The sequence below is a fragment of the Paenirhizobium daejeonense genome (assembly GCF_014280875.1).
GTDB classification, from domain to species: domain Bacteria; phylum Pseudomonadota; class Alphaproteobacteria; order Rhizobiales; family Rhizobiaceae; genus Allorhizobium; species Allorhizobium daejeonense.
On sequence record NZ_JACLAL010000002.1, the window covers coordinates 1 to 22,578 of the forward strand.

The following is a 22,578-nucleotide window of genomic DNA, read 5'->3' on the forward strand; positions in this document are numbered from 1 at the left end:
GTGATCAACACCGCCAAGGTCGAGATCGGCTCGACGGCGATCGTCTTCGGTCTCGGCGGCATCGGTCTGAACGTTCTGCAGGGCCTGCGTTTGGCCGGCGCGGACATGATCATCGGCGTCGACATCAACCCGGACCGCAAGGCATGGGGCGAGAAGTTCGGCATGACGCATTTCGTCAATCCGAAGGAAGTCGGCGACGACATCGTGCCCTATCTGGTCAACATGACCAAGCGCAACGGCGACCTGATCGGCGGCGCGGACTACACCTTCGACTGCACCGGCAACACGAAGGTGATGCGTCAGGCGCTGGAAGCCTCGCATCGCGGCTGGGGCAAGTCTGTGATCATCGGGGTCGCGGGCGCGGGCCAGGAAATCTCGACGCGTCCGTTCCAGCTGGTCACCGGCCGCAACTGGATGGGCACGGCCTTCGGAGGCGCGCGCGGTCGCACCGACGTGCCGAAGATCGTCGACTGGTACATGGAAGGCAAGATCCAGATCGATCCGATGATCACCCACACCATGCCGCTCGAAGACATCAACCATGGCTTCGAACTCATGCACAAGGGTGAATCCATCCGCGGCGTCGTCGTCTATTGACGGCCCTGCCCGCCTATATCGTCGATGTGCGGAGACTGGAGCAGTTCTCCGCCATCGAGCTCTACGACATGCTGAAGATGCGTGTCGATGTCTTCGTCGTCGAGCAGGAATGCGCCTATCCCGAGCTCGACGGCAACGACCTGGAATGCCTTCACCTGCGGCTGATGAACGGTCCCGAACTCCTCGCCTGCGCCAGACTTTGGCGCCCGCAGGCGGATGCAAATCCGCGGATCGGCCGTGTCGCGGTTTCACCAGGCCATCGTGGGAAACGTCTCGGCGAGGCATTGATGCGGGAGGCGATTGTCGAGTGCGAAAAGGCTTATCCGGACGAATCGATAGAGCTTTCCGCCCAGGCCCATCTGCAGCGTTTCTATGCCTCGTTCGGTTTCAAGCCGATCTCCGGCGAGTATGTGGAGGATAATATCCCGCATGTCGACATGCTGAGGAACGCGCGATGATCTATGTCGATGCCGACGCTTGCCCGGTAAAGCCGGAAATCCTGAAGGTCGCGGAGCGGCATGGAATGGAAGTAACTTTCGTCGCCAATTCCGGCCTTCGCCCCTCGCGCGATCCCATGGTGAAGAACGTCATCGTTTCCAGCGGGTTCGATGCCGCGGACAACTGGATCGCCGAGCGGGCTGTAGCCGGCGATATCGTCATCACGGCCGACGTGCCGCTCGCCGGTCGTTGCGTCGCGGCAGGCGCACAGGTGACGGGACCGACGGGACGCGTCTTTGACACCACGAATATCGGCATGGCCACCGCCATGCGCGACCTCGGAGCGCATTTACGCGAGACTGGTGAAAGCAAGGGCTACAATGCCGCCTTCTCGCCGCGCGACCGTTCCGCCTTCCTCGAAACGCTTGACCGGCTCTGCCGCAGGGTCAAGAAATGATCTGGTATCTTTAGGAAAGTGGCGATGAAGCAGGGACTGAAGCGATACGGTATCGACCGGCGGCATCGTCCGTTCGTCTTCGCGTTCTTGCTGGCGCTGGCGACCCTGCTGGTCACCATACCGCTCGTGCCGGGCTTCGCGGTGGAAATCGCGGCCATCGTCTTTTTCCTCGGCTATCTCCTGCAGATCGCCCACCGCATGCCCGCGCTGACCGCCGCCCATTTCAGGGCAAGCGTGGAGAACGACGACCTCCCGGCGCTGGCCATTATTGCAGTCACGCTGCTCGCCGTTGGCGTTGCGATCATCTCCCTCTTTCTTGCGCTCAATAGCGGTTCGGGCCCCAAAGGGTGGACTCTTGGACTTGCCTTCTGCTCGGTCATTCTCGGCTGGATGACCATTCACACCATGGCAGCGATGCACTATGCCCATCTTTTCTGGCGTCCAGAGAGTACCGAGGAAGGTGCCGACAACCGCGGCGGGCTGGAGTTTCCCGGCACCGAAGAGCCAAGCGGGTGGGATTTTTTGTATTTCTCCTTCGTTGTTGGAATGACGGCGCAGACTTCGGACACCGCGATCACCACCACACACATGCGACGCATCAACCTTCTGCATGCGATCGTTTCCTATTTTTTCAACACCGTGCTTGTCGCCGCCGCCGTGAACGCCGCGGTTTCACTGGCAGGCTGATCCGCTCCATCAGAGGTATCATCATGAAAATCATCTCCCAGAACACCGCTTTCGACGGCATGCAGGGCGTCTTCTCCCACGAGTCCGAAGCCTGCCAGTGCGAGATGACCTTTGCCGTCTTCGTGCCGCCGCAGGCGATCAAGGAAAAGCGGCCTGTTCTCTGGTATCTCTCCGGCCTCACCTGCACTCATGCCAACGTCATGGAAAAGGGCGAGTATCGCCGCATGGCCGCCGAACTCGGCCTCATCATAGTCTGCCCGGACACCAGCCCGCGCGGCAACGATGTGCCGGACGAGCTGACCAACTGGAAGATGGGCAAGGGCGCGGGCATGTATCTCGACGCGACAGAGAAGCCCTGGTCCGATAACTACAGGATGTACACCTACATCACGCAGGAACTGCCGGCGCTGGTTTCCGAACACTTCCGCGTCGACATGGACCGCCAGGGCATCTTCGGCCACTCAATGGGCGGCCATGGCGCCATGACCATCGCGCTGAAGAACCCTGAAACCTACAAGAGCTGCTCCGCCTTCGCGCCGATCGTCAGCCCCTCGACGGCCGACTGGACGCCTGACGCCTTCACCAAATATCTCGGCGAGGATCAGGCCGCATGGCGTCCATACGACGCGTGCGCACTGGTGGAAGACGGCGCACGCTTCCCCGAATTCCTGATCGATCAGGGCACGGCCGACAGCTTCCTCGAAACGGGCCTGAAGCCCTGGCTTTTCGAAGAGGCGATCAAGGGCACCGATATCGGTCTGACGCTGCGCATGCACGAGCGCTACGACCACTCCTACTTCTTCATCTCCACCTTCATGGACGATCACCTGAAGTGGCATGCCGAGCGCCTCGGCTAAGCCGGGCATTACAGGCCATACAAAATCGGGCGGATGTGAGCCGCCCCTTCCTTTTCAAAGCCGGCGATAAACGAACCAGTCGAAATCGGCGGGCTTTGCGCGGCCACTGGTGTCGAAGGCGAACATGCCGGTAAACGCGCCGGTGAAAGACCCGTGTTCTCCCCGGCCGCCCTCATCCGAAACGACACCGGCATCGAGTACAGGTCCGATCGACCGCCATTGGTCCTCACCTGCAGCGCGCCAGAAAAATCGCAGCGCGTTGTCGATGACCTCCATGGCGAGATCCATTGCGCCCGGCGGCACGGCAATGCCGTGACCCGCCGGAAACTCCAGCCGTGCCTCCGGGTAATCGCCGGGGCATGACAGGACCGTCAGGACACGACCGAGCTTTTCGTGCAGCGTCACCCCCAGCGCGTGGAACTTGTGCCGGTTGTAATAGTGGGTCAGCCCCGCTACCTGCTGATAGGTATCCGGATCGAATTCGATCCGCGTCTCGGCCCTGAACCGATGATCCTCCTGCCTTCGCGCGACCAGCGACTGGTCGAACCAGGAGCCGATGCTTTCGCGCGCGAAAAGCCGAAGATGCCCGGGGCGTCGCGTCAGGCTGAAGAGACGGTAGGGTTCGGGGGTTCTGAGCCACTGGAAGTCTTCCGGCAGCTCCACGCCATCGAAATCGCTCTGGATGACTTCAGGGCGTTCGTTCCGTGTCGTGGCGAAAGGTGCCTCGACGCTGACGGCAGGCACGGGGCCGCCATCGGCGAGATAGAGCCAGCCGTCATCACGCCAGACGCATTTCTGGATCGCCGTTTCCCGGCCGAGCGTGCATCTTTTCAAGGGAGAAAGCGGCCGGCCGCAGAGATGAGTGTGATAGGCCTCGCCTTCCGGCGTCTCGACATACTGGCCATGCCCGGCCCTCTGCAACGTTGCCTGCGGGTGGTCCTTCGAGGTGATGAGATGCGCCTGTGGATGCATCTCATAGGGGCCATCGATCGTGCGGGAACGCGCCATGGTCACGGCATGATCATAGCCCGTACCGCCCTCGGCCGTGGTGAGGTAGTACCAGCCGTTACGTTTGAAGAGATGCGGACCTTCCACCAGCCCGAGGGGACTTCCAGCAAAGATGTTCTTCACCGGCCCTGTAAGTTTCTTCGATACCGGGTCCCATTCCTGCAGAAGGATACCGTCGAAGGCCGGGTGTTTGGGAGAGCCGCCATAGCTTTCGGAGCGATGGTTCCATTGCATATTGAGGAACCACTTGCGTCCGTCGCCGTCATGGAAAAGCGACGGATCGAAACCGGAGGCGTTCACATAGACCGGATCCGACCATTCCCCTTCGATGGTGGGCGATGTCACGATATAGTTATGGGCATCCTTGAAGTTGCCGTCGAAGCGCTTCACGTCGGTGTAGACGAGCCAGAACAACCCGTCGGAAAATGACAGGCAGGGCGCCCAGACGCCGCAACTGTCGGGATTGCCGCGCATGTCGAGCTGGCTGGCCCGCTCCAGCGGCCGCCGCACCAGCCGCCAGTTCACCAGATCCCGCGAATGGTGGATCTGCACGCCCGGATACCACTCGAAGGTCGAGGTGGCGATATAGTAGTCCTCCCCGACCCGGCAGATCGACGGATCCGGGTTGAAACCCGGCAGGATGGGATTCTGGATCATGTGTTCTCCTCCCGAAAGAACTTGAGATGGCAGCCCCTCATCCGGCCGCGTCCTATGGACCTTCTCCCTGCAGGAGAATGAAGGGCACCTCCAACGGTTATTTCTTCCGTCGCGGCGGTCCTTTGCGCTCGGCGGATGCGGCCCAGATGTTGATGTCGGCCTCCTTGGCATAGGTATCGATTTCGGCCAGTTCAGCCTCGGAAAACTCCCTGTTTTCCAGAGCCTTGACGCAATCCTCCACCTGTTCCGGCCGTGAGGCCCCGATCAACGCCGAGGTGATCCGCCCGCCCCTGAGCACCCAGGCGAGCGCCATCTGCGCGAGCGTCTGGCCGCGCCGCCGGGCAATGACGTCGAGGGCGCGGATATTCTCGATATTCCGCACGTTGAGGAAGGTCGGATCGAGCGAACGGTCGAGTGCCGCGCGGCTGCCGGCCGGAATGCCGCCGAGATATTTCGAGGTCAGCATGCCCTGGGCCAACGGCGAGAAGACGATTGCGCCGACACCGAGTTCCTCCAGAGTGTCGATGAGGCCATCCTCCTCGATCCAGCGGTTGATCATCGAATAGCTCGGCTGGTGGATGAGGAGCGGCGTGCCGAGCGATTTCAGGATTTCGTAGGCCGCACGCGTCCGGTTCGAGTTGTAGGAGGATATGCCGATGTAAAGCGCTCTGCCCGAGCGCACGATGTGGTCGAGCGCCGCACATGTTTCCTCGAGCGGCGTGTCGGGATCGAAGCGGTGGGAATAGAAGATGTCGACGTAATCGAGGCCGAGTCGCTTAAGGCTCTGGTCGCAGGAAGAGACCAGATATTTCCGGCTGCCCCATTCGCCATAAGGACCCGGCCACATGCGATATCCGGCCTTGGTCGAGACGATCAGTTCGTCCCGGAGGCCGGCGAAATCGGTTTTCAGGATTTCACCGAAAGCCTGTTCCGACGCGCCGCCCGGCGGGCCGTAATTGTTGGCGAGGTCGAAATGGGTGATGCCGAGATCGAAGGCTTTCCGGCAGATCGCCTGCTTGGTGACATGCGGTGTCTCGACGCCGAAATTCTGCCAGAGCCCAAGCGAAATCGCCGGCAGTTTCAGGCCGCTCTTGCCGCAGTTGTTATAAGTCATCCGCTCGTAGCGGTCTTCGGCCGGGGTCCAAGTCATATATTCCTCCAGTATGAAAGACGGGGGCTCCTCACCCCCGTCTTACCGGCAATCGCCCGTTTCGTCACCGCAACAGCGCATGCGCTTCTTCGATGCCGAGTGCGGCGGGCTGGGTACAGGTGGTCGCAAGCGTCACGAACTCTCCGGTCTCGCCAGATTTCAGGATCGAGGTCATGACGTCGACGCCATGTAATGCTCGGTCGAGCGAGCAGCGGGCGTCCCGTCCCTCGATGATGGCGATTGCCATGTCCGCAAGTCCCGCCGTCCGGTAATTGGCGCGGGGACCCTGCGGGCTTTCCTGATTGTCGATGCCGAAGGGATGAACCCATGCCTCCAGCGGTGCAATGTTCTTGTCACGGCCGGAAGCCTCAACCTTCCCTCCGAAGAAATTGGGATCCGGTACATAGAGCGAGCCATCCGTGCCATAGAGCTCCATGTTGCCATGTCGGTGGGACCAGACGTCCCAGCTCGCCGACAGCGTGACGGTCGCGCCGTTTGCGAACTCCATCAACGCGTGGATATTGGTCGGCGTCCGCACGGGGATCACCTCGCCTGCCCGCGGCTGGCTGGTGATGGTGCGCGTCTCCGACGCCATGGAAGTAAGCGCCGCCACGCGTTTCACAGGGCCGATTAGGTTGACGAGATTGGCGATGTAGTAGGGCCCGAGGTCGAGGATCGGCCCGCCGCCCGGCAGGAAGAAGAAATCCGGATTCGGATGCCACATCTCCATACCCGGGCTCATGACATGGCACGTGCCCGACGTGACCCGGCCGATGCCGCCGTCCTCGATGAACTTGCGGGCAAGCTGGTGCGAGCCGCCGAGGAAGGTATCGGGCGCGCAACCGACGGAAAGCCCCTTTTCCTTGGCGATCCGGCGGAGTTCCTCACCGGCCGACAGGCTCAATACAAGCGGCTTTTCCGAATAGACGTGCTTGCCCGCCTCGAGGATGCGCTTGGACACGGCGTAATGCGCATCGGGGATGGTCAGGTTGACGATAATGTCGAGTTCGTCATTCGCCAGCAGTTCGTCCAGCGTTTGCGCCTTGACGCCATACTCCTCCGCTCGCAGTTCCGCGGCATTCATGTTGAGGTCGCTGCAGGCCAGCACCTTCAGCCCCCTGAACAGCGGTGAAAGCGAAAAATAGGTGGTCGAGATATTGCCGCATCCGATGATGCCAACGCCGAGTTCGCGTGCCATGGGTTTATCCTGGGAATCTGGGGTCAGTATGTTTTGAAGGCTTCGATGGAACGCTTGATCAGGCGGCCGATGTCCTTCGGATTGTCGTGTTCGAGAATGTAATGGGCGACGCCACAGGGCTTGAGCGCTGCGATCAGCTCCTTCCACGGCACGGTTCCGTGGCCGACATCCGCCCAGCCGTCCTCGTCGGTGCTGGCACCGGCCGGCGCGATGTCCTTGACATGGACGGCAGTGATGCGCTTGCCGTAGCTTTCAATCCAGGCGAAGGGATCGGCCTTGCCCCTGATGATCCAGGCGATATCAGCCTCCCATGAGAGTTCAGGCCCGCCCGCAAAAATCTGCTCCTGCGGCGTGGAGCCATCCGGGAGCGTTGCGAACTCGAAGTCGTGATTGTGCCAGCCGAACACCAGACCGGCATCACGGAACGGCTTGCCAGCCTCCTGCAGGCGCTTGCCGAAGGAAAACCAGCCGACCTCGTCCGTCGGACGGGCGTCGGGCATCAGGTAGGGGCAATAGATCGCCTCGATGCCGAGCGCCCTGGCGATCCTCAACGCCCTCGCGGAATCGGCCTCGAGCATGTCGAGACCAAAATGACCGGTCGGCATCGTGAGGCCGTTCTTATCGAGTTCCGCACGAAGCGAAGCGAGACCGGCATCGTCGAGCGAGGCATACATCGCGCCATAGCCTTCGACATGGGTGTAGCCTGCCTTGGCAAGTTGTGGAAAGATCGCGGAAAAGGGCTGGAAATTGCGGGCGCTGTAAAGCTGGAAACCAAGCTTGGTCATGGGGTTATTCCTCCTCTTGGCGAGCAGGGACGAAGTTGCGCCCTGCCCGCTTTCCCTGTGAGATTGTTCAGCCGGCGGACTGGCTGCCGTGAAGGTCGTAGACGGTGATCCTCGGAAGCGATCCGGCGGCAAGCGGTGCTGACGGCTTGAAGACGATGCGGCGGGTCTGACCGCCATGAAGATCGAAGGCATTGTCGGAAAAGCGCCCGGCGACATCGGCCTCGAGCATGACGAACAGGGCGAGGCCCCGGGCGCTGACGTCAATCTCGAACGAGCCGCCTGCGATCTCGCTGACCGAGACATCAAGTCCGGATGGCTGAAGATCCAGCGCCTTGTAGGTGCCCGTTACGTGATGTCCCTCGCCGGCCATGCCGTTGGAAGCCGTGAAGCTCCAGCCGAGAAGGCTGTCGATCGGCACATCGGTCGCGTCGATTTCAACCAGCGTTCCCGCCCGGTCCGGCGCGCAGGTGCCGCTCGTGCTCTGCAGCGGAATGCGTTCGCCAGCGAGTGTCAGCGCAAACAAGGTCAGGTCGATTTCGACCGGATCGGCAGTGTCGTTGACCATGGAGAGCGCGATACGCGTTCCATCGGCGGACGGGATGGCGGCGACATTGACCGGTTGGAAGAAGCGGCGCGCCATGTAGTGCATCGCCTTCCAGCCGCCGCCGTAGTCGAGGCTCGACCACGAGGCGACCGGCCAGGTGTCGTTGAGCTGCCAGTAGAGCGTGCCCATGCAATGCGGTTTCAGCGAGCGCCAGTAGTCGACCGCCGTGCGGATCGCGAGACCCTGCTGGATCTGCGAGAGGTAGACGAATTTGGCAAAGTCTATAGGGAAACGGAAATAACGGAACATGGTGCCGGCGATCCGCTCGTTGCCTCCGGCGTTCTTTTGGTGCAGTTCGATGACCGGCGAGGCGATGTTGAGGTCGGCCTCCTCTGCAAATTGGCGGATCACAGGCAGGGACGTGTAGGACTGAAAGCCGAATTCCGAGCAGAAGCGCGGCTTGACGCTGCGGTAATTGTCGAACGACTTGTTCTCGTGCCAAACCGACCAGTAATGCATATCGCCCGAGCCATCGGCGTGCCATGCGTCGCCATAATCGAGATAGCCGGAAGCAGGGCTCGACGGCCACCAGATCGCCTGCTGATACGCCTTCTTCACGCCCTGCTCGATCGTCCGGTTGAGCCGGTCATAAGCGACGAGATAACGATCGCGGTTCTCGACCGATTCCGGGAACCAGGTGAGCGCGCCGACCAGTTCGTTGTCACCACACCAGAGCGCGATGGAGGGATGCGACGAAAGCCGCCTGACCTGATAATCAACTTCGTCAGCCACATTCGAGAGGAAATCCTCACTGCAGGGGTAGAGATTGCAGGCGAACATGAAGTCCTGCCACACCATGAGGCCGAGACGGTCGCAGAGATCGTAGAACCAGTCGGCCTCGTAGAAACCGCCGCCCCAGATGCGGATCATGTTCATGTTGGCTTCGACAGCCGAGTTCAGAAGGTCCTTTGTTTTCACCCTATCGGTGCGGGAATACAGAGCGTCCGCCGGTATCCAGTTTGCCCCACGGCAGAAGATCTCGCGGCCGTTGACCCGGAACGCAAAGCGGCTGCCGGCCTCGTCCGGATCGGTCAGGAGTTCGATCGTCCGAAGACCGATCTGCCGGGTAAACGTCTCACCGGGAATGTCGACGGAAAGAGCGTAAAGCGCCTGTTCGCCGCTTCCCGCCGGCCACCAGAGCCTGGGGCTGTCGACATGAAAGACATGGGTGATCTTCGTCTCTCCGGCAGCAATGCCGCAATCGAGCCTCACCCTTTCACCATCGAATTCGAAATGGACCGGAACGACTGCGGGATCGGTCGAAAACAGTGTCAGGGTGACATGGATATCGACGCTGCCATTCTCGTGATGGACTTGTTCGGTTTCGAAATGTTCGATGCGCGCCGGATCCAGCTTATTCAAGGCGATCCTGCCGTAAAGGCCGAGCGGCGCGATGGCGATATTCCAGTCCCAGCCGAAATGGCATTGCGGCTTGCGCAGCATGTTGCCGTTCGGGATTGGTGAATTGGCCTTTTGATACGGAATGTAGAAGGGCTGCCGCGCCTGCCGCTCGGCGCCGGCCGCAATGCTCGAATGGAAGTGGATGCGTATGCGGTTTTCGCCCGGCTCTATAGCCTTGGACACATCAGGCCGATAGCGGCGGAAGCAGTTGTCGGCCGACAGCACCGGCACATCGTTGACGAACACCACGGCGACCGTGTCGAGATAGTCGATGTCGAGATACCAGCTGCCTTCCGCATGATCGACGAAAAAGCTCCGCTCAACCGACCACTCCCGCTCGGCAACCCACTGCACCGCCTCCTCGTTGCGCCCCCAATACGGATCGGGAATGATCTTCGCGGCCTGAAGCGCCGAATGAACGTCTCCCGGCAACACCATCGTCGCGGAATGTTCACCGTCCCCAGAGGAAAGCCGCCATTCGCCTGAAAGGTCGATTGTGGGAGTATCGATATGTGATGCCATGTCCTTGATCCGGAAATCTTATGCAAAACAGAGTGAGGTGAACTGCAGCAGGCCGCTGTCGCTCAGATCCGCTCCTCCGTGCCCGCGTCGAAAAGAGAAGCCACGGACATGTCGAAACCGAGGCGCACCTTGGTGCCCGGGCTGTAACGCCGGGTGCCTGCCGTCCTCACCGAAATGACGTGACCGGCATGCTTCAGCCAGAGCAGGTTGTCCGCTCCCATGGGCTCCTCGATATCGACGGTTGCCTCATGGATTTCTGCCGCCTCCGGCACGTCCTCGTCCAGCATGACGTGTTCTGGCCTGACCCCGAGCACAACCTTGCGGCCAGGTTCCAGAGACGTTTCGGTCTGATAGCCGTAGAGCGAAAAATCGGCGCCGCCGGTGGTGAAAACCACCTTGCCCTCGCGGTTGGCGAGTTCTCCCCGGAAGAAATTCATCGGCGGCGAACCGATGAAGCCGGCAACGAACAGGTTTTTCGGGCGGTTGTAGATCGTCATCGGATCGTCCAGTTGCTGGATCACCCCGCTCTTCATGATGGCGATGCGGTCGGCCAGAGTGAGCGCCTCGATCTGATCGTGGGTGACGTAGATCATCGTGTTCTTAAGCGACTGGTGCAGCCGCTTGATCTCCACGCGCAGCTCCGAGCGTAGCTTGGCGTCGAGGTTCGATAGTGGCTCATCGAACAGGAAGACATCGACATCACGCACCAGCGCGCGGCCGATAGCGACGCGTTGACGCTGGCCTCCGGAAAGGGCTGCCGGCTTGCGGTCGAGCAGCTGCTGGATCTGCAGGATCTCGGCCGCCCGCGCCACCTTCTCCCGGATCTTGTCCGCCGGCACCTTGGCAACCCTGAGACCAAAAGAGAGGTTCTTCTCCACGCTCATCTGCGGATAAAGCGCGTAGGACTGGAACACCATGCCGATGCCGCGATCCTTGGGCTCTTCCCAGGTGACGTTGCGATCCTTGATGAAGATCTGTCCGTCGGTCGGCTCCAGAAGCCCGGCGATGCAGTTGAGCAGGGTCGACTTGCCGCAGCCGGACGATCCCAGCAGCACGAGGAATTCGCCGTCCCGGATGTCGAGGTTGAGGTTTTCCAGAACCTTGACCGCGCCGAAGCTCAAAGACAGGTCCTTGATCGATACACTATACGACATATGCGCTTAACCCTTCACTGCGCCGGCGGCGATACCGCGGACAAAAAGCCGGCCGGACACGAAATAGACGATGAGCGGGACCGCGCCGGTCAGCAGCGTGGCAGCCATGTTGACGTTGTATTCCTTCACCCCCTGGACGGAGTTGACGATGTTGTTGAGCTGGACCGTCATCGGGTAATATTCCGGGCGGGTGAAAACGACGCCGAACAGGAAGTCGTTCCAGATGCCGGTCACCTGAAGGATCATCGCGACGACGAAGATCGGCAGCGACATCGGCAGCATGATGCGGAAATAGATCTGCCAGAATCCCGCCCCGTCGATGCGCGCCGCCTTGAACAACTCCTCGGGCAACGAAGTGAAATAGTTGCGGAAAAGCAGCGTCAGGATCGGCATTCCGAAGATGGTGTGCACGATCACGAGACCGCTCAGCGAGCCGTAAAGCCCGATTTCGCGCAGCACGATGACGATCGGATAGATCATCACCTGATAGGGAATGAACGCACCGACGATCAGGATGGTGAAGAAGAAATCCGCGCCCTTGAAACGCCAGTTGGCGAGCGCGTAACCGTTGACCGAGGCGATCAGGATCGAGATCAGCGTCGAGGGAACGGTGATGCGCACCGAGTTCCAGAAGCCGCGCGAGAGACCGTCGCAATTCAGGCCCGTGCAGGCCGTCGCCCAGGCCTTGACCCAGGGCTCGAAGGTGATCTCGACAGGTGCGGAGAAGATGTTGCCGAGCCGGATTTCCGGCATGCCCTTGAGAGACGTGACCACCATCACATACAACGGCAGCAGGTAGTAGGCCGCGGCAACAAACAGCGTACCGTAGATCATGATGTTTCGCGAGGAAAGCCGACGCTTAGGCTTTGCTCCGCGCGGCCCGGCCCGAAGGCGGCCAGCCGGCTCATCCATGCCGGTGGCAGACGAATTGAGGGAACCCGTGTTATCCACGCTTCTTACCTCCGAATTCCAGATAGGCCCATGGAATGATGATGATCGCGACCGTGACCAGCATCATGGTGGAGGCGGCGAAGCCCTGCCCCAGGTTCTGCGCCTGGAACATGTAGTCGTAGACATATTTCGCAGGCACTTCGGAGGCGATGCCCGGACCGCCGCTCGTCTGGGCAACGACGAGATCGTAGACCTTGACGATGCCGCTCGCGATGATGACGAGCGTGGTGATGAACACCGGCCGCATCATCGGTATGACGATGAAGAGATAGGTCCGCCACATCGGAATGCCGTCCACTCGCGAGGCCTTCCAGATATCTTCGTCGATGCCGCGTAGACCCGCGAGCAGCAGGCACATGACGAGACCCGTTCCCTGCCAGAGGCCGGCGATCAGGACGCCATAGATGACGATGTCGGAATTATACAGCGGGTCGAAGGTGAAGCTCGTCCAACCGAGACTTCTGACCACCGACTGGATGCCGAATTCCGGATTGAGCACCCATTGCCAGACAAGGCCCGTCACGATGAAGGACAAGGCGAAGGGATAAAGAAAGATCGTCCGGAAGGTGTTTTCGAAGCGGATCTTCTGGTCCATCAACGCCGCCAACACAAAGCCGATCACCAAGCTGAAGATCAGCGTGAAGAGGCCGTAGATTGCCAGGTTTTCGATCGAAACCAACCAGCGCGGCGCAGCCCATAAGCGCTCGTATTGGTCGAACCCCACGAACTTCGCCCGAGGCAGCAGCTTGGAGTTCGTGAATGAATAGACGACCGTCCAGACCGTTCCGCCGAGAAATATGACGAGAGCCGTCAGAACCATCGGAATGGAGGCAATCTTCGCATTGAGATTGCGCAAGAGCTGGTTGGGTCGCCCTGAGCGCTTCCGGCCCGCCGATTGGACGGGAAATGGGTCCGGCAAGGGGCCGGTCAACTGATCCGTCATGGGTCACTCCTCCTTGGTGATCCAGTAACTCCCGCATCACGGATCCAGGCGAAGCACGTGGCTTCCGGTTCTGTCATGCAGGCACGACTAGCGAGGCATTGCTTCCCGCCATGAAAGCCCGGCGCGGATCATAATCCGCGCCGGAAGCCTCGGGAGACTGCGATCAGTCCGCCGACGCGATAATGTCGACGAAACGCTTCTGCGCGTCCTCCGGCGTCATCGACGGATTGGCGAAGAATTCAGAGAAGAGGTCCTCCTTCTGCTTCTGGCTGTCGGCCGAAAGAAGCTGGTCCGTCCACGGGATCACGTCACCCTTTGCCAGAATATCGAGACCTTTCTTCATGCAGTCGTTGGCGGCGCCGAGATCCACGTCGCCGCGCACCGGCAGCGACCCCTTCTTGAGGTTGAAGGCAACCTGCGTCGTCGGTGCGACGAGCGTAGAAGCGAGCACCTCTTGCGCCTTGGATTTCGCTTCGTCTTTCAGCAGCGGGAAATAGAAGGCATCGCCGCCCGTGGCGATGACCGGATTGACGCCGAGACCCGGCAGGCAGGTATAGTCCTTGCCCGCAACCTTGCCGGCGAGCGCAAACTCGCCCTGCGCCCAGTCGCCCATGATCTGGCCGCCAGCCTTGCCGGTGATGACCATGTTGGTCGCCTGGTTCCAGTCCTGCACGTTCGTGCCCTTCGACAGACGCCGCGCATCATCGGCCGCCTTGAAGATCTTGGCAATTTCAGGCCCGGCAGCCAATTCTGCATCCTTGTCGCCGAAGACTTTCAGGAAGGTGTCCTTGCCCGCGAGCGCCAGGAACAGAACGTCGAATGCACCGTTGGACTGCCACGGCTGACCACCGACGGCGAGCGGCACCACCCCGGCCTTTTCAAGCGCAGGTGCGGCGGCGACGAATTCGTCCCAGTTCTTCGGAACCTCGACCCCCGCCTTGGTGAAGGCATCGTTGGAAAGCCAGAGCCATTGCCAGGAGTGAATGTTGACCGGCGCGCAATAGATCTTGCCATCGATCGTGCAGCTATCGAGAAGGCTTGCCGGACGGATGATTTCCTTCCAGTTTTCCTTGGTCGCGACATCCGTAAGGTCGCGCATGAGGCCTGACTGGACGAGTTCTTCGGCCTGACGGCCATGGTTGAACTGGGTGGCTCCCATCGGGTCGCCACCGGTGATGCGGCTCACCATGATTGGCCGGGCCGTCCCCCCGGAACCGGCAATTGCACCATCGACCCATTTATTGCCCGTGGCATCAAAGGCCTTGGCGAGTTCCGCGACAGCGGCCGCCTCCCCGCCCGACGTCCACCAATGGGTTACTTCGAGATCGGTGGCATGAGCGGCACCGAAGGGCAGCACGACGCTAGCGGCCAGAAATGCCGCGACGCTACGAAAGTTCATTGAGTCTCCTCCCTCACTGAAACGTTGCAGTGAAAATCTATGCGAAACGATTTAGACGCGCAACCGTCGCGAGGATTTTTTATTCTTCCATCGCCATTTTCTATCCCAGATTGTTCTAAATATTGAATGTGGTAACTGTAATCGCTTTCTAAATGCTGCGTCGCAGGAACAGAAGAAGCCTGAAATAACTCAAGAACATATTCGAAATCGGCGAAATCATTGCGACCGGGCGCACCTCTTGAATATCGGCAGTGCAGCAGACGTAGGGGAATCACCTATATAACCCATAGGTTGCACACGTATTGCGATGCAAGATCGAATTGGCTCGACAAAAGAACTGCAACGTTGCAGTTTTGAGCGAAAACCATTCACCCAATGCATGAGGATGCGTTTGCAGCTGCCGAGAAGCTATTTATACTGCGTGTTTGGGCAGTGATGGGGACAGCATGAAGAACCGAAATGAAGGAGCCACACCGGCTCCGGTGGCGGAAACCAGGGAACGGCCGACCCTCAAAACCATTGCCTTCATGACAGGACTGGGCATCACCACCGTTTCGCGCGCCCTCAAGGACGCGCCGGATATTGGCGCCGAGACGAAGGAGCGCGTTCGCATGGTCGCCCGCCAGCTCGGCTACCAGCCGAACCGCGCCGGCGTTCGCCTAAGAACGGGAAAGACCAACGTTATCGCGCTGGTGCTGAGCATCGACGAAGAGATCATGGGCTTTTCCAACCAGATGGTCTTCGGCATTTCGGAAGTGCTGTCCAACACGCCGTACCACATCGTCGTGACACCGCATTCCCATTCAAAGGACCCGATGCTTCCGATCCGCTATATTCTGGAGACCGGATCGGCTGACGGCGTCATTATTTCCCGCACGGAACCGGATGATCCGCGCGTTCGGCTGCTCGTCGAACAGAACATGCCCTTCGCCACCCATGGCCGCACCGATTGCGGTCTGGTGCACGCCTATCACGACTATGACAACGAAGCCTTTGCCCGCCAGGCCGTCGAACGTCTGGTACAGCGAGGGCGCCGTCGTATTGCGCTTCTGCAGCCGCCGAGCAAGCTCACCTACTACACGCATACCAGGGACGGCTTCCTGTCCGCGCTGCACCAAGCCGGTGCGGAAGAAGTACCGTTACGGGTCACGATCGATTCGCCTCTGGCGGATATACGTGATGCGGTCGAGGCACTGATGCGCTCCAAGGATGCCCCCGATGGTTTCATATGTTCCGCCGGAAGCGGCGCGATCGCCGTCAATGCGGGTATAGAGGCCGCCGGCAAACATGTCGGGCGCGACCTCGATCTGGTGTCGAAACAATCGATCCCGATCCTCAACTGGATCCGACCGGAAATCATCACCGCCTCCGAGGATGTGAGGGAAGCGGGCCGCGAGCTGGCAAGCGCCGTGATCGCCCGTATCGATGGGGCAGCGCCCGAGCAGCTCCAGAGTGTCAGCCTGCCCGTCTGGCCGGACGACGAAAAATGAAAAACCGGCTCAAGGCCGGTTCTTCTACTCAAGATGATGACGAATGCAGTTCCAGTAAAAGTCTGTCGCTGTTTTTTTCAGGAACTGAAGCAAGAGCAAAGTCATAGAGCATTCAAGGCAATTCATTTTCCGCCCGAATGCTCTAATGCGCACATTCAGGCCGCGCTTGCGCCGCTACCCCACGGGCCGTGATGAATGTCCTTGCCATCCGTGCGGTCGAAGCCATGGGCACCGAAGAAATCGCGCTGGGCCTGGATGAGGTTCGCAGTGCCGCGAGACTGCCGGTAGGCGTCGAAATATGTGAGCGCCGAGGCAAGAGCGGGAACCGGCAGGCCGGCGGATACGGCTGCTGCGACGATGCGGCGCAGCGACGGCAGACTTTCCTTGACCATGGCCGAAAATGCCGGCGTGACGATCAGGTTGGCGGCATCCGGCGTTGCCGTGAAGGCGCGGGTAATCTCGTCGAGGAACTGCGAGCGGATGATGCAGCCGGCGCGCCAGATCTTCGCGATCGTCGGCATGGGCAACGACCAGCCAAACTCCTTGCTGGCGGCGGACATGACGGCGAAGCCCTGTGCATAGGCAGCGATCTTGGCGGCGAAAAGAGCAAGCTCCAGATCGGTCTCCAGATTGCCGCCGGAAAGCGTGAACGGCAGCTTTTCCTTGCCGAACAGGGCTTCGGCCGCTTCCCGCTCAGACTTCATCGAGGACAGGCTGCGTGCCGCGACTGCGGCTTCAATCGCGGTAGCCGGAATGCCCATCTGCTGCGCCTCGATCACCGACCACTTGCCCGTACCCTTCTGGCCAGCCTTGTCGAGAATGAGATCGACCATGGAGCCGCCGGTCGCCGGATCGGCAGCCGCAAGAACCTTTTCGGTGATTTCGATCAGGTAGGAATTCAGGCGGCCCTTGTTCCAGCCGCCGAAGGTCGAACCGATCTCGGTTGCGCTCTTGCCGAGGCCGTCTCGCAGGATGCCATAGATTTCGGCGATCATCTGCATATCCGCATATTCGATGCCGTTATGGATGGTCTTGACGAAGTGGCCGGCGCCGTTCGGTCCAAGCCATGCGCAGCACGGATCGTCTTCATACTTTGCAGCAATCGAGGTGAGCACAGTTTCGACACGTGCATAGGATTCCGGCGTACCGCCGACCATGATCGAGGGGCCGTGACGCGCGCCTTCCTCACCGCCGGAGACACCCATGCCGATAAAGGTCAGGCCGGTGCCGGACAGCCGCTCGAAACGGGACATGGTATCGCGGAAATTAGCATTGCCGGCGTCGATCATGATGTCCCCGCCCGAGAGATGGGGCATTAGCGCATCGATCTGCTGGTCCACGGCATCGCCGGCCTTGATCATGATGATGATCGGCCGCGGCGGACGGATGGCCGCAACAAATTCTTCGATCGTATGGCAGGCGACGATCTGGCCGGCAAGATCTCCGGCTTCGCCGAGGAATTCGTCGGTACGTGCGGTCGTTCGGTTGAAGACGGCGATCCTGTTGCCCTTCTCGGCGATATTGAGCGCCAGATTGGAACCCATCACGCCAAGCCCGATCAGTCCGATTTCAGCCTGCTGCATTTCCTGCTCCGATTCAAAACGATTGAAATTCAAATCGGCCTGTTTTGGCACTCCTTCATTGCAGGAGCAAGAAAGATCCGCGGTAAAACATTCGTGCTTGGCTCCACCCGGCGTCGCTCAGAGCGCAACTCAGGTCTCGGGGCGATCGTCGGCATCGTCTAGGACGCGCCAGGCCGCACCTTCCAGATCCTCGTACTGGCCGCTCTTCAGCGACCAGAGGAACGCAAACAATCCCAACCCGCCGAGAAACAGCGCGATAGGGATCAGGTAGATGAGCATGTTCATGACGCAAGCCTTGCATTCGGAGCCGGAAAACCGGCAGCCGGCTGGGATGTTTCCCCTTCCGGGCGCAGGTTGAGCCGGTTCAGCCGAAGCGCATTGACGACAACGATGATCGAAGATGTAGACATCGCGACGGCCGCGATCAGCGGTGTCGCATAGCCGAGAATGGCAATCGGAACAGCAATCAGATTATAGCCGATGGCGAGCGCGAAATTCTCGCGAATGAGCCGTCCGGCCCGGCGTGAAGCCTCAATGGCGAATGCAATGGATTCAAGATTCCGCCGCATGAACACGAAGTCCGCTGCCTGCCGGCCGACATCTGCAGCCGTCGCCGGCGCGATGGAGACGTGTGCCGCCGCAAGCGCCGGTGCATCATTGATACCATCCCCGACCATCAGCAGCTTGTGTCCCTCAGCCTGAACGGAAGCGCAGAACTCTGCCTTTTCACGCGGAGCAAGTTCGGCCTTCCAGTTATCGATGCCAAGCCTCTTGGCAAGCGCGCCTACCACTGCGGCACGGTCGCCGGAGAGAATGCCGATGGAATAGCCTTGCTTCTTCAAAAGCGCGATGGCAGCCTCGGCGCCGGGGCGCAACGTGTCCTCGAAACGGAAGGCCTGCAACTCGCGTCCATCGAGCGATAGGACAACCTCCGAGAAGGCGTGATCGGCGGACTGGCCAGCCGCTTCGCCGACAGCGAACTTGCGGCTTCCAAGTCGGTAGGTTCCCTCGCTGGTAGACGCCTCGACGCCAGCACCAGGAATCTCGGTCACCATAGCGAAGACTTTTGCGGGAACCGTAGCGGCCTGCCACAGCGCCTCGGAAAGCGGATGGCGGGAATGCGCGGCAAGTCCCGCAGCAGTAGCAAAGGCGCTGGAATCCAAGTCAGCGATACCAATCAACCTTGGCTTGCCGAGCGTCAATGTACCGGTTTTATCGAAAGCGATAGTGTCGATTTCAGCCAGTCGTTCCATGGCAGAACCGTCCTTCACCATGATACCAGACTTGAAGAGGCGTCCCGCAGCAACGACCTGCACGACCGGCACGGCAAGGCCGAGCGCGCAAGGGCATGTGATGATCAGCACCGCGACGGCCACGAGCAGCGCATGCTTCCAGTCTCCGTCGTAAAAGCCCCAGGACATGAAGGTGACGAAGGCAGTCAGATGCACGGCGGGCGAATAGAACTGCGCGGCGCGGTCGGCTATGCGGCGATAACGCGCCCTGCCCCCCTCGGCGGCTTCCATCAGGTTGATGACTTCCGCAAGGAACGAGTTCTTGGCCGTTGCTCTCGCTTCGATCACCAGCGAACCGGTCAGGCTGAGCGTGCCCGCCTGCACGGCGTCTCCGCTCGTGACCTGTAGTGGTGCGCTCTCGCCGTTGACGATCGACACATCCATGTCGCTGGCACCCGAAAGAATGAGGCCATCCACCGGCACGCGTTCACCGGCGGCAACGGCCACGCTGTCACCCACGCGAATTTCCTCAAGCGGCCGGTATTCGCGTGAACCGTCTTCCGCAACCACCATGGCGCCGCGCGGGCTGAGCCGTGCAAGGCCGCTGATCGCGGAGCGCGCCCGGTCCCGCATCATGTGATCGAGCGTCCGGCCGATCAGCAGGAAGAACAGGAGCGAAGCCGTCGCGTCGAACCAGGCATGTTCACCGTGGTTGATCGTCTCCCAGAGCGAAATGAAGTAGGAAAGCGTGATGCCGATCGCAATCGGCACATCCATGTTGGTGCGGCCGTGCCGGATCGCATTCCAGGCGGACTGGTAGAAGAACCGGCCGGCATAGATCAGCGCCGGCGCGGCGATCATTGCCGAAATCCAGTGAAACATGTCGCGTGTGGCGGCATCCGCGCCCGACCACACGGAAACCGAAAGCAGCATGATATTGGTCGCCGCGAAGCCTGAAACCGCAACGGCGCGAACCAGCTTGTTGCGCAGTTCGTCGGAAGCCTCCTCAGCCGGAGTGAACAGATGGGATTCATAACCGGTCGAGGCGATGGCTCTTGCTATGCCGACAGGGTCCGTCGGCTGTCCCTCGACCTCATCCTTCCACACCACCGAGACGCGCTTGGTCGAAAGATTGACACGCGCGCGCTGAACCTCGGGAAGCGCACGGAGCACGCCTTCAATAGTGGTGATACAGGTGCCGCAATGCACGGCCGGCACGCTCAGGTCGACCTGATGAAGGCCTTCGCCGACATCGCGACTGGAGAGACGCAACTCCTCCGAACTCGGCAGGGCATGCCCTGCCCGCTCGATATCGAGTGCCCCCTCGGTACCGGCTGCGCAGCAGCTCATTTCTGTTCTCCAATGACCGCGATGCGGTTGGCCTCGTGCATGATCAGTTGGCCATCCTTCATCGCCTTCATCTCAACGATCCAGTGGCCATGGGCTACGTCGTGTTCTGCGACATAGACGCCGTTCCCGATCGGGACGAGCGTCGCGACGAAATCCTGATGCTCGCCGACCGGTCGCTTGAAATGGGCCGTCACCTCATCCGCGACGACCGGTTCATCACCGGGAAGCGTGAGCGTATAGGCGATCCTGCCGTTCTTGACCTCGAGTTTTCCCTTGATGCCGGTCGCCAGCATGCCGCGGATAGCGGCTGCCTTGCCATTGAACTCCTGGCTGGCGATGTAGGTGTTCTGCACCACCAGGCCACTCCATGTCGACGAGGCGAAATAGGCCATCGTCATGTTCACGGTGATGACGACCCCGAAGAACGTCACCAGAAGAGCGGCCATATGCCAGCCGGTGAAAACGAACCCGGCCTTTTCGTTGCTTGCAGCACTCATTTCTTCTTCACTCCGGGTCCGTTGAACACGGCCTTGTACGAGTTTTCCTCATGGCCATCGGCATCCTTCACGGTGAAGCGGAAGTGCTCCGATTCCCACGCAACCTGATCGCCGGGCAACGTGACGTAGACCTTAAGCGTCGTTGCCTCGTCCGGCTCGACAGAAACCGCGAACGAGCGCACCGCATCGGAAGACACTCCGTTGACCTTCATCGAGGCGTCCGGCAGTCCATCCAACGACACCACGATATTGCGCGGCTGCGGGATCATATTCAAGATTCGAAGGGTGTAGCCGTTACGGATCGAACCGTTCGATTCGAGTACATATTGCGGATTGCGGTCATGCAGAACATTGAGCTCCAGCCGATCGCGACTGAGGAGTGCAATCAGAAGACCAATCCCGACGGCCGACCAGACGCCCATATAAAGCAGTGTGCGCGCACGGAAGATGATCCGCCAGTTGAAATGACGGACCTTGTCGCTGAACGAACCGTCGGCCGCACGGACGTTCAGCGGGTTGATCGCGGTCGCACCGTTGCTTGTCGCGAGCGCCATGTTCCCCTGATATTCATCAAGCGTAGCATAGGCGATCAGCCCGCGCGGCTTCCCGATCTTGTCCATCACGCCATCGCAGGCATCAATGCAGAGCGCGCAGGTTATGCATTCGAGCTGCTGCCCGTCGCGAATGTCGATACCCATGGGACAGACCGCAACGCATGCATTGCAGTCGACGCAATCCCCGACGATCTCGCCCGCAGCCGCGGCCTTCTTGGCATGGCGCGAACGCGGTTCGCCACGCCAGTCGTTATAGGTGACGACCAGCGAATTTTCGTCCAGCATCGCCGCCTGAATACGCGGCCACGGGCACATGTAGATGCACACCTGTTCGCGCATCAGGCCGCCGAACACATAGGTGGTGGCGGTCAGAATGGCGACGGTAATATAGGCAACCGGCTGCGCCTGCCCGGTCACGAAGTCCATGAACAGCGCCGGCGCATCCGCAAAGTAGAAAATCCAGGCGCCACCGGTGGCCACGCCGATCACCAGCCAGATCGCGTGCTTGGACACCCGCTTCCAGATCTTGTCGAAGGTCCATGGCGCGTTCTCAAGTTTCATGCGGGCATTGCGGTCACCTTCGATGGCCCGCTCCACCACGAGGAACAAATCCACCCAGACCGTCTGGGGACAGGTATAGCCACACCACGCGCGGCCAACTGCCGAAGTCACCAGGAAGAGACCAAAACCGGCCATGACCAGAAGGCCGGCGACGAAGAAGAATTCCTGCGGCCAAATCTCGATGAAGAAGAAATAGAAACGGCGATGAGCAAGATCGATCAGGACGGCCTGGTCGGGAGCAAATTCACCACGATCCCACCGTAGCCACGGCGTGAGATAATAAATACCGAGAGTGACGAACATGACAAGCCACTTGAACTGGCGGAAACGTCCCTCGGCTCTTTTCGGGAAGATCTTCTTGCGCGCCTCGTAAAGCGGCCGGCGCGTCTTTGCCGACATCACCGCCTCGGCGTCCAGACGTTCGACTTCCGCGGGCTCGGCCGCGCTTCCCTTGTCAGCATGCAGATTCATCGGAGACCTCGTTGTTCGGTATTTCTTCTCCC

The 22,578-nt window shown here is 60.4% G+C and carries 20 protein-coding genes; 6 read left to right on the plus strand and 14 right to left on the minus strand.

Features of this window, described 5'->3' with window-relative positions:
• The 5 genes from H4I99_RS03665 to fghA form a co-directional block, all read left to right on the plus strand.
• On the plus strand, positions 1-597 hold a 597-nt coding region (locus tag H4I99_RS03665), incomplete at its 5' end, for a zinc-binding dehydrogenase (RefSeq protein WP_186663221.1).
• Positions 594-1,055 carry a GNAT family N-acetyltransferase gene (locus tag H4I99_RS03670; protein WP_244624899.1) on the plus strand — a complete coding sequence of 154 codons (462 nt, stop codon included), beginning with the start codon at positions 594-596 and terminating at the stop codon, positions 1,053-1,055. The genes H4I99_RS03665 and H4I99_RS03670, both read left to right, overlap by 4 nt.
• Positions 1,052-1,492, plus strand: coding sequence for a YaiI/YqxD family protein (locus tag H4I99_RS03675; protein ID WP_163899191.1), 441 nt, complete (start codon positions 1,052-1,054; stop codon positions 1,490-1,492). The genes H4I99_RS03670 and H4I99_RS03675 overlap by 4 nt, the downstream gene beginning before the upstream one ends.
• A 24-nt stretch (positions 1,493-1,516) precedes the next feature.
• On the plus strand, positions 1,517-2,179 hold the full coding sequence (locus tag H4I99_RS03680) for a DUF1345 domain-containing protein (protein WP_163899194.1): 663 nt from the start codon (positions 1,517-1,519) through the stop codon (positions 2,177-2,179).
• 23 nt (positions 2,180-2,202) lie between these two features.
• Positions 2,203-3,036 (plus strand): S-formylglutathione hydrolase, encoded by an 834-nt coding sequence (gene fghA / locus H4I99_RS03685; RefSeq protein ID WP_163899197.1) that lies wholly within the window; start codon positions 2,203-2,205, stop codon positions 3,034-3,036.
• A 54-nt stretch (positions 3,037-3,090) separates the two neighbouring features.
• Here fghA and H4I99_RS03690 read toward each other — a convergent pair whose 3' ends face one another.
• The 9 genes from H4I99_RS03690 to H4I99_RS03730 form a co-directional block, all read right to left on the minus strand.
• Positions 3,091-4,701, minus strand: a complete 1,611-nt coding sequence (locus tag H4I99_RS03690) for a glycoside hydrolase family 43 protein (RefSeq protein ID WP_163899200.1) — start codon at positions 4,699-4,701, stop codon at positions 3,091-3,093.
• Positions 4,702-4,798: 97 nt separating this feature from the next.
• Positions 4,799-5,851 carry an L-glyceraldehyde 3-phosphate reductase gene (gene mgrA / locus H4I99_RS03695; RefSeq protein WP_163899203.1) on the minus strand — a complete coding sequence of 351 codons (1,053 nt, stop codon included), beginning with the start codon at positions 5,849-5,851 and terminating at the stop codon, positions 4,799-4,801.
• Positions 5,852-5,915: 64 nt separating this feature from the next.
• Positions 5,916-7,049: a Gfo/Idh/MocA family protein gene (locus tag H4I99_RS03700; RefSeq protein WP_163899206.1), complete on the minus strand. Its 1,134-nt coding sequence runs from the start codon at positions 7,047-7,049 to the stop codon at positions 5,916-5,918.
• A gap of 23 nt (positions 7,050-7,072) precedes the next feature.
• Positions 7,073-7,834: a sugar phosphate isomerase/epimerase family protein gene (locus tag H4I99_RS03705; protein ID WP_163899210.1), complete on the minus strand. Its 762-nt coding sequence runs from the start codon at positions 7,832-7,834 to the stop codon at positions 7,073-7,075.
• A gap of 67 nt (positions 7,835-7,901) precedes the next feature.
• Entirely contained in the window at positions 7,902-10,361 is a 2,460-nt protein-coding gene (locus H4I99_RS03710) for a beta-mannosidase (protein WP_163899213.1), read from the minus strand.
• 62 nt (positions 10,362-10,423) lie between these two features.
• Positions 10,424-11,515 carry an ABC transporter ATP-binding protein gene (locus H4I99_RS03715; protein ID WP_163899216.1) on the minus strand — a complete coding sequence of 364 codons (1,092 nt, stop codon included), beginning with the start codon at positions 11,513-11,515 and terminating at the stop codon, positions 10,424-10,426.
• A 6-nt stretch (positions 11,516-11,521) separates the two neighbouring features.
• On the minus strand, positions 11,522-12,427 hold the full coding sequence (locus H4I99_RS03720; protein ID WP_194362047.1) for a carbohydrate ABC transporter permease: 906 nt from the start codon (positions 12,425-12,427) through the stop codon (positions 11,522-11,524).
• A 31-nt stretch (positions 12,428-12,458) separates the two neighbouring features.
• Positions 12,459-13,409, minus strand: a complete 951-nt coding sequence (locus tag H4I99_RS03725; RefSeq protein WP_163899222.1) for a carbohydrate ABC transporter permease — start codon at positions 13,407-13,409, stop codon at positions 12,459-12,461.
• Positions 13,410-13,572: 163 nt separating this feature from the next.
• On the minus strand, positions 13,573-14,808 hold the full coding sequence (locus tag H4I99_RS03730; protein ID WP_163899225.1) for an ABC transporter substrate-binding protein: 1,236 nt from the start codon (positions 14,806-14,808) through the stop codon (positions 13,573-13,575).
• A gap of 446 nt (positions 14,809-15,254) precedes the next feature.
• On the opposite strand from H4I99_RS03730, the gene H4I99_RS03735 reads away from it, so the two are divergent.
• Positions 15,255-16,298: a LacI family transcriptional regulator gene (locus H4I99_RS03735; protein WP_163899228.1), complete on the plus strand. Its 1,044-nt coding sequence runs from the start codon at positions 15,255-15,257 to the stop codon at positions 16,296-16,298.
• 155 nt (positions 16,299-16,453) lie between these two features.
• Here H4I99_RS03735 and gnd read toward each other — a convergent pair whose 3' ends face one another.
• The 5 genes from gnd to ccoG form a co-directional block, all read right to left on the minus strand.
• On the minus strand, positions 16,454-17,881 hold the full coding sequence (gene gnd, locus H4I99_RS03740; protein WP_163899232.1) for an NADP-dependent phosphogluconate dehydrogenase: 1,428 nt from the start codon (positions 17,879-17,881) through the stop codon (positions 16,454-16,456).
• Positions 17,882-18,010: 129 nt separating this feature from the next.
• Positions 18,011-18,166: a cbb3-type cytochrome oxidase assembly protein CcoS gene (ccoS, locus tag H4I99_RS03745; RefSeq protein WP_099057962.1), complete on the minus strand. Its 156-nt coding sequence runs from the start codon at positions 18,164-18,166 to the stop codon at positions 18,011-18,013.
• Positions 18,163-20,463, minus strand: coding sequence for a cation-translocating P-type ATPase (locus H4I99_RS03750; protein WP_163899235.1), 2,301 nt, complete (start codon positions 20,461-20,463; stop codon positions 18,163-18,165). Before H4I99_RS03750 ends, ccoS begins: the two co-directional genes overlap by 4 nt.
• Positions 20,460-20,960, minus strand: a complete 501-nt coding sequence (locus H4I99_RS03755) for a FixH family protein (RefSeq protein ID WP_163899238.1) — start codon at positions 20,958-20,960, stop codon at positions 20,460-20,462. The genes H4I99_RS03750 and H4I99_RS03755 overlap by 4 nt, the downstream gene beginning before the upstream one ends.
• Positions 20,957-22,546, minus strand: a complete 1,590-nt coding sequence (gene ccoG / locus H4I99_RS03760; protein ID WP_163899241.1) for a cytochrome c oxidase accessory protein CcoG — start codon at positions 22,544-22,546, stop codon at positions 20,957-20,959. The genes H4I99_RS03755 and ccoG overlap by 4 nt, the downstream gene beginning before the upstream one ends.
• Between the last annotated feature and the right edge of the window lie 32 nt (positions 22,547-22,578).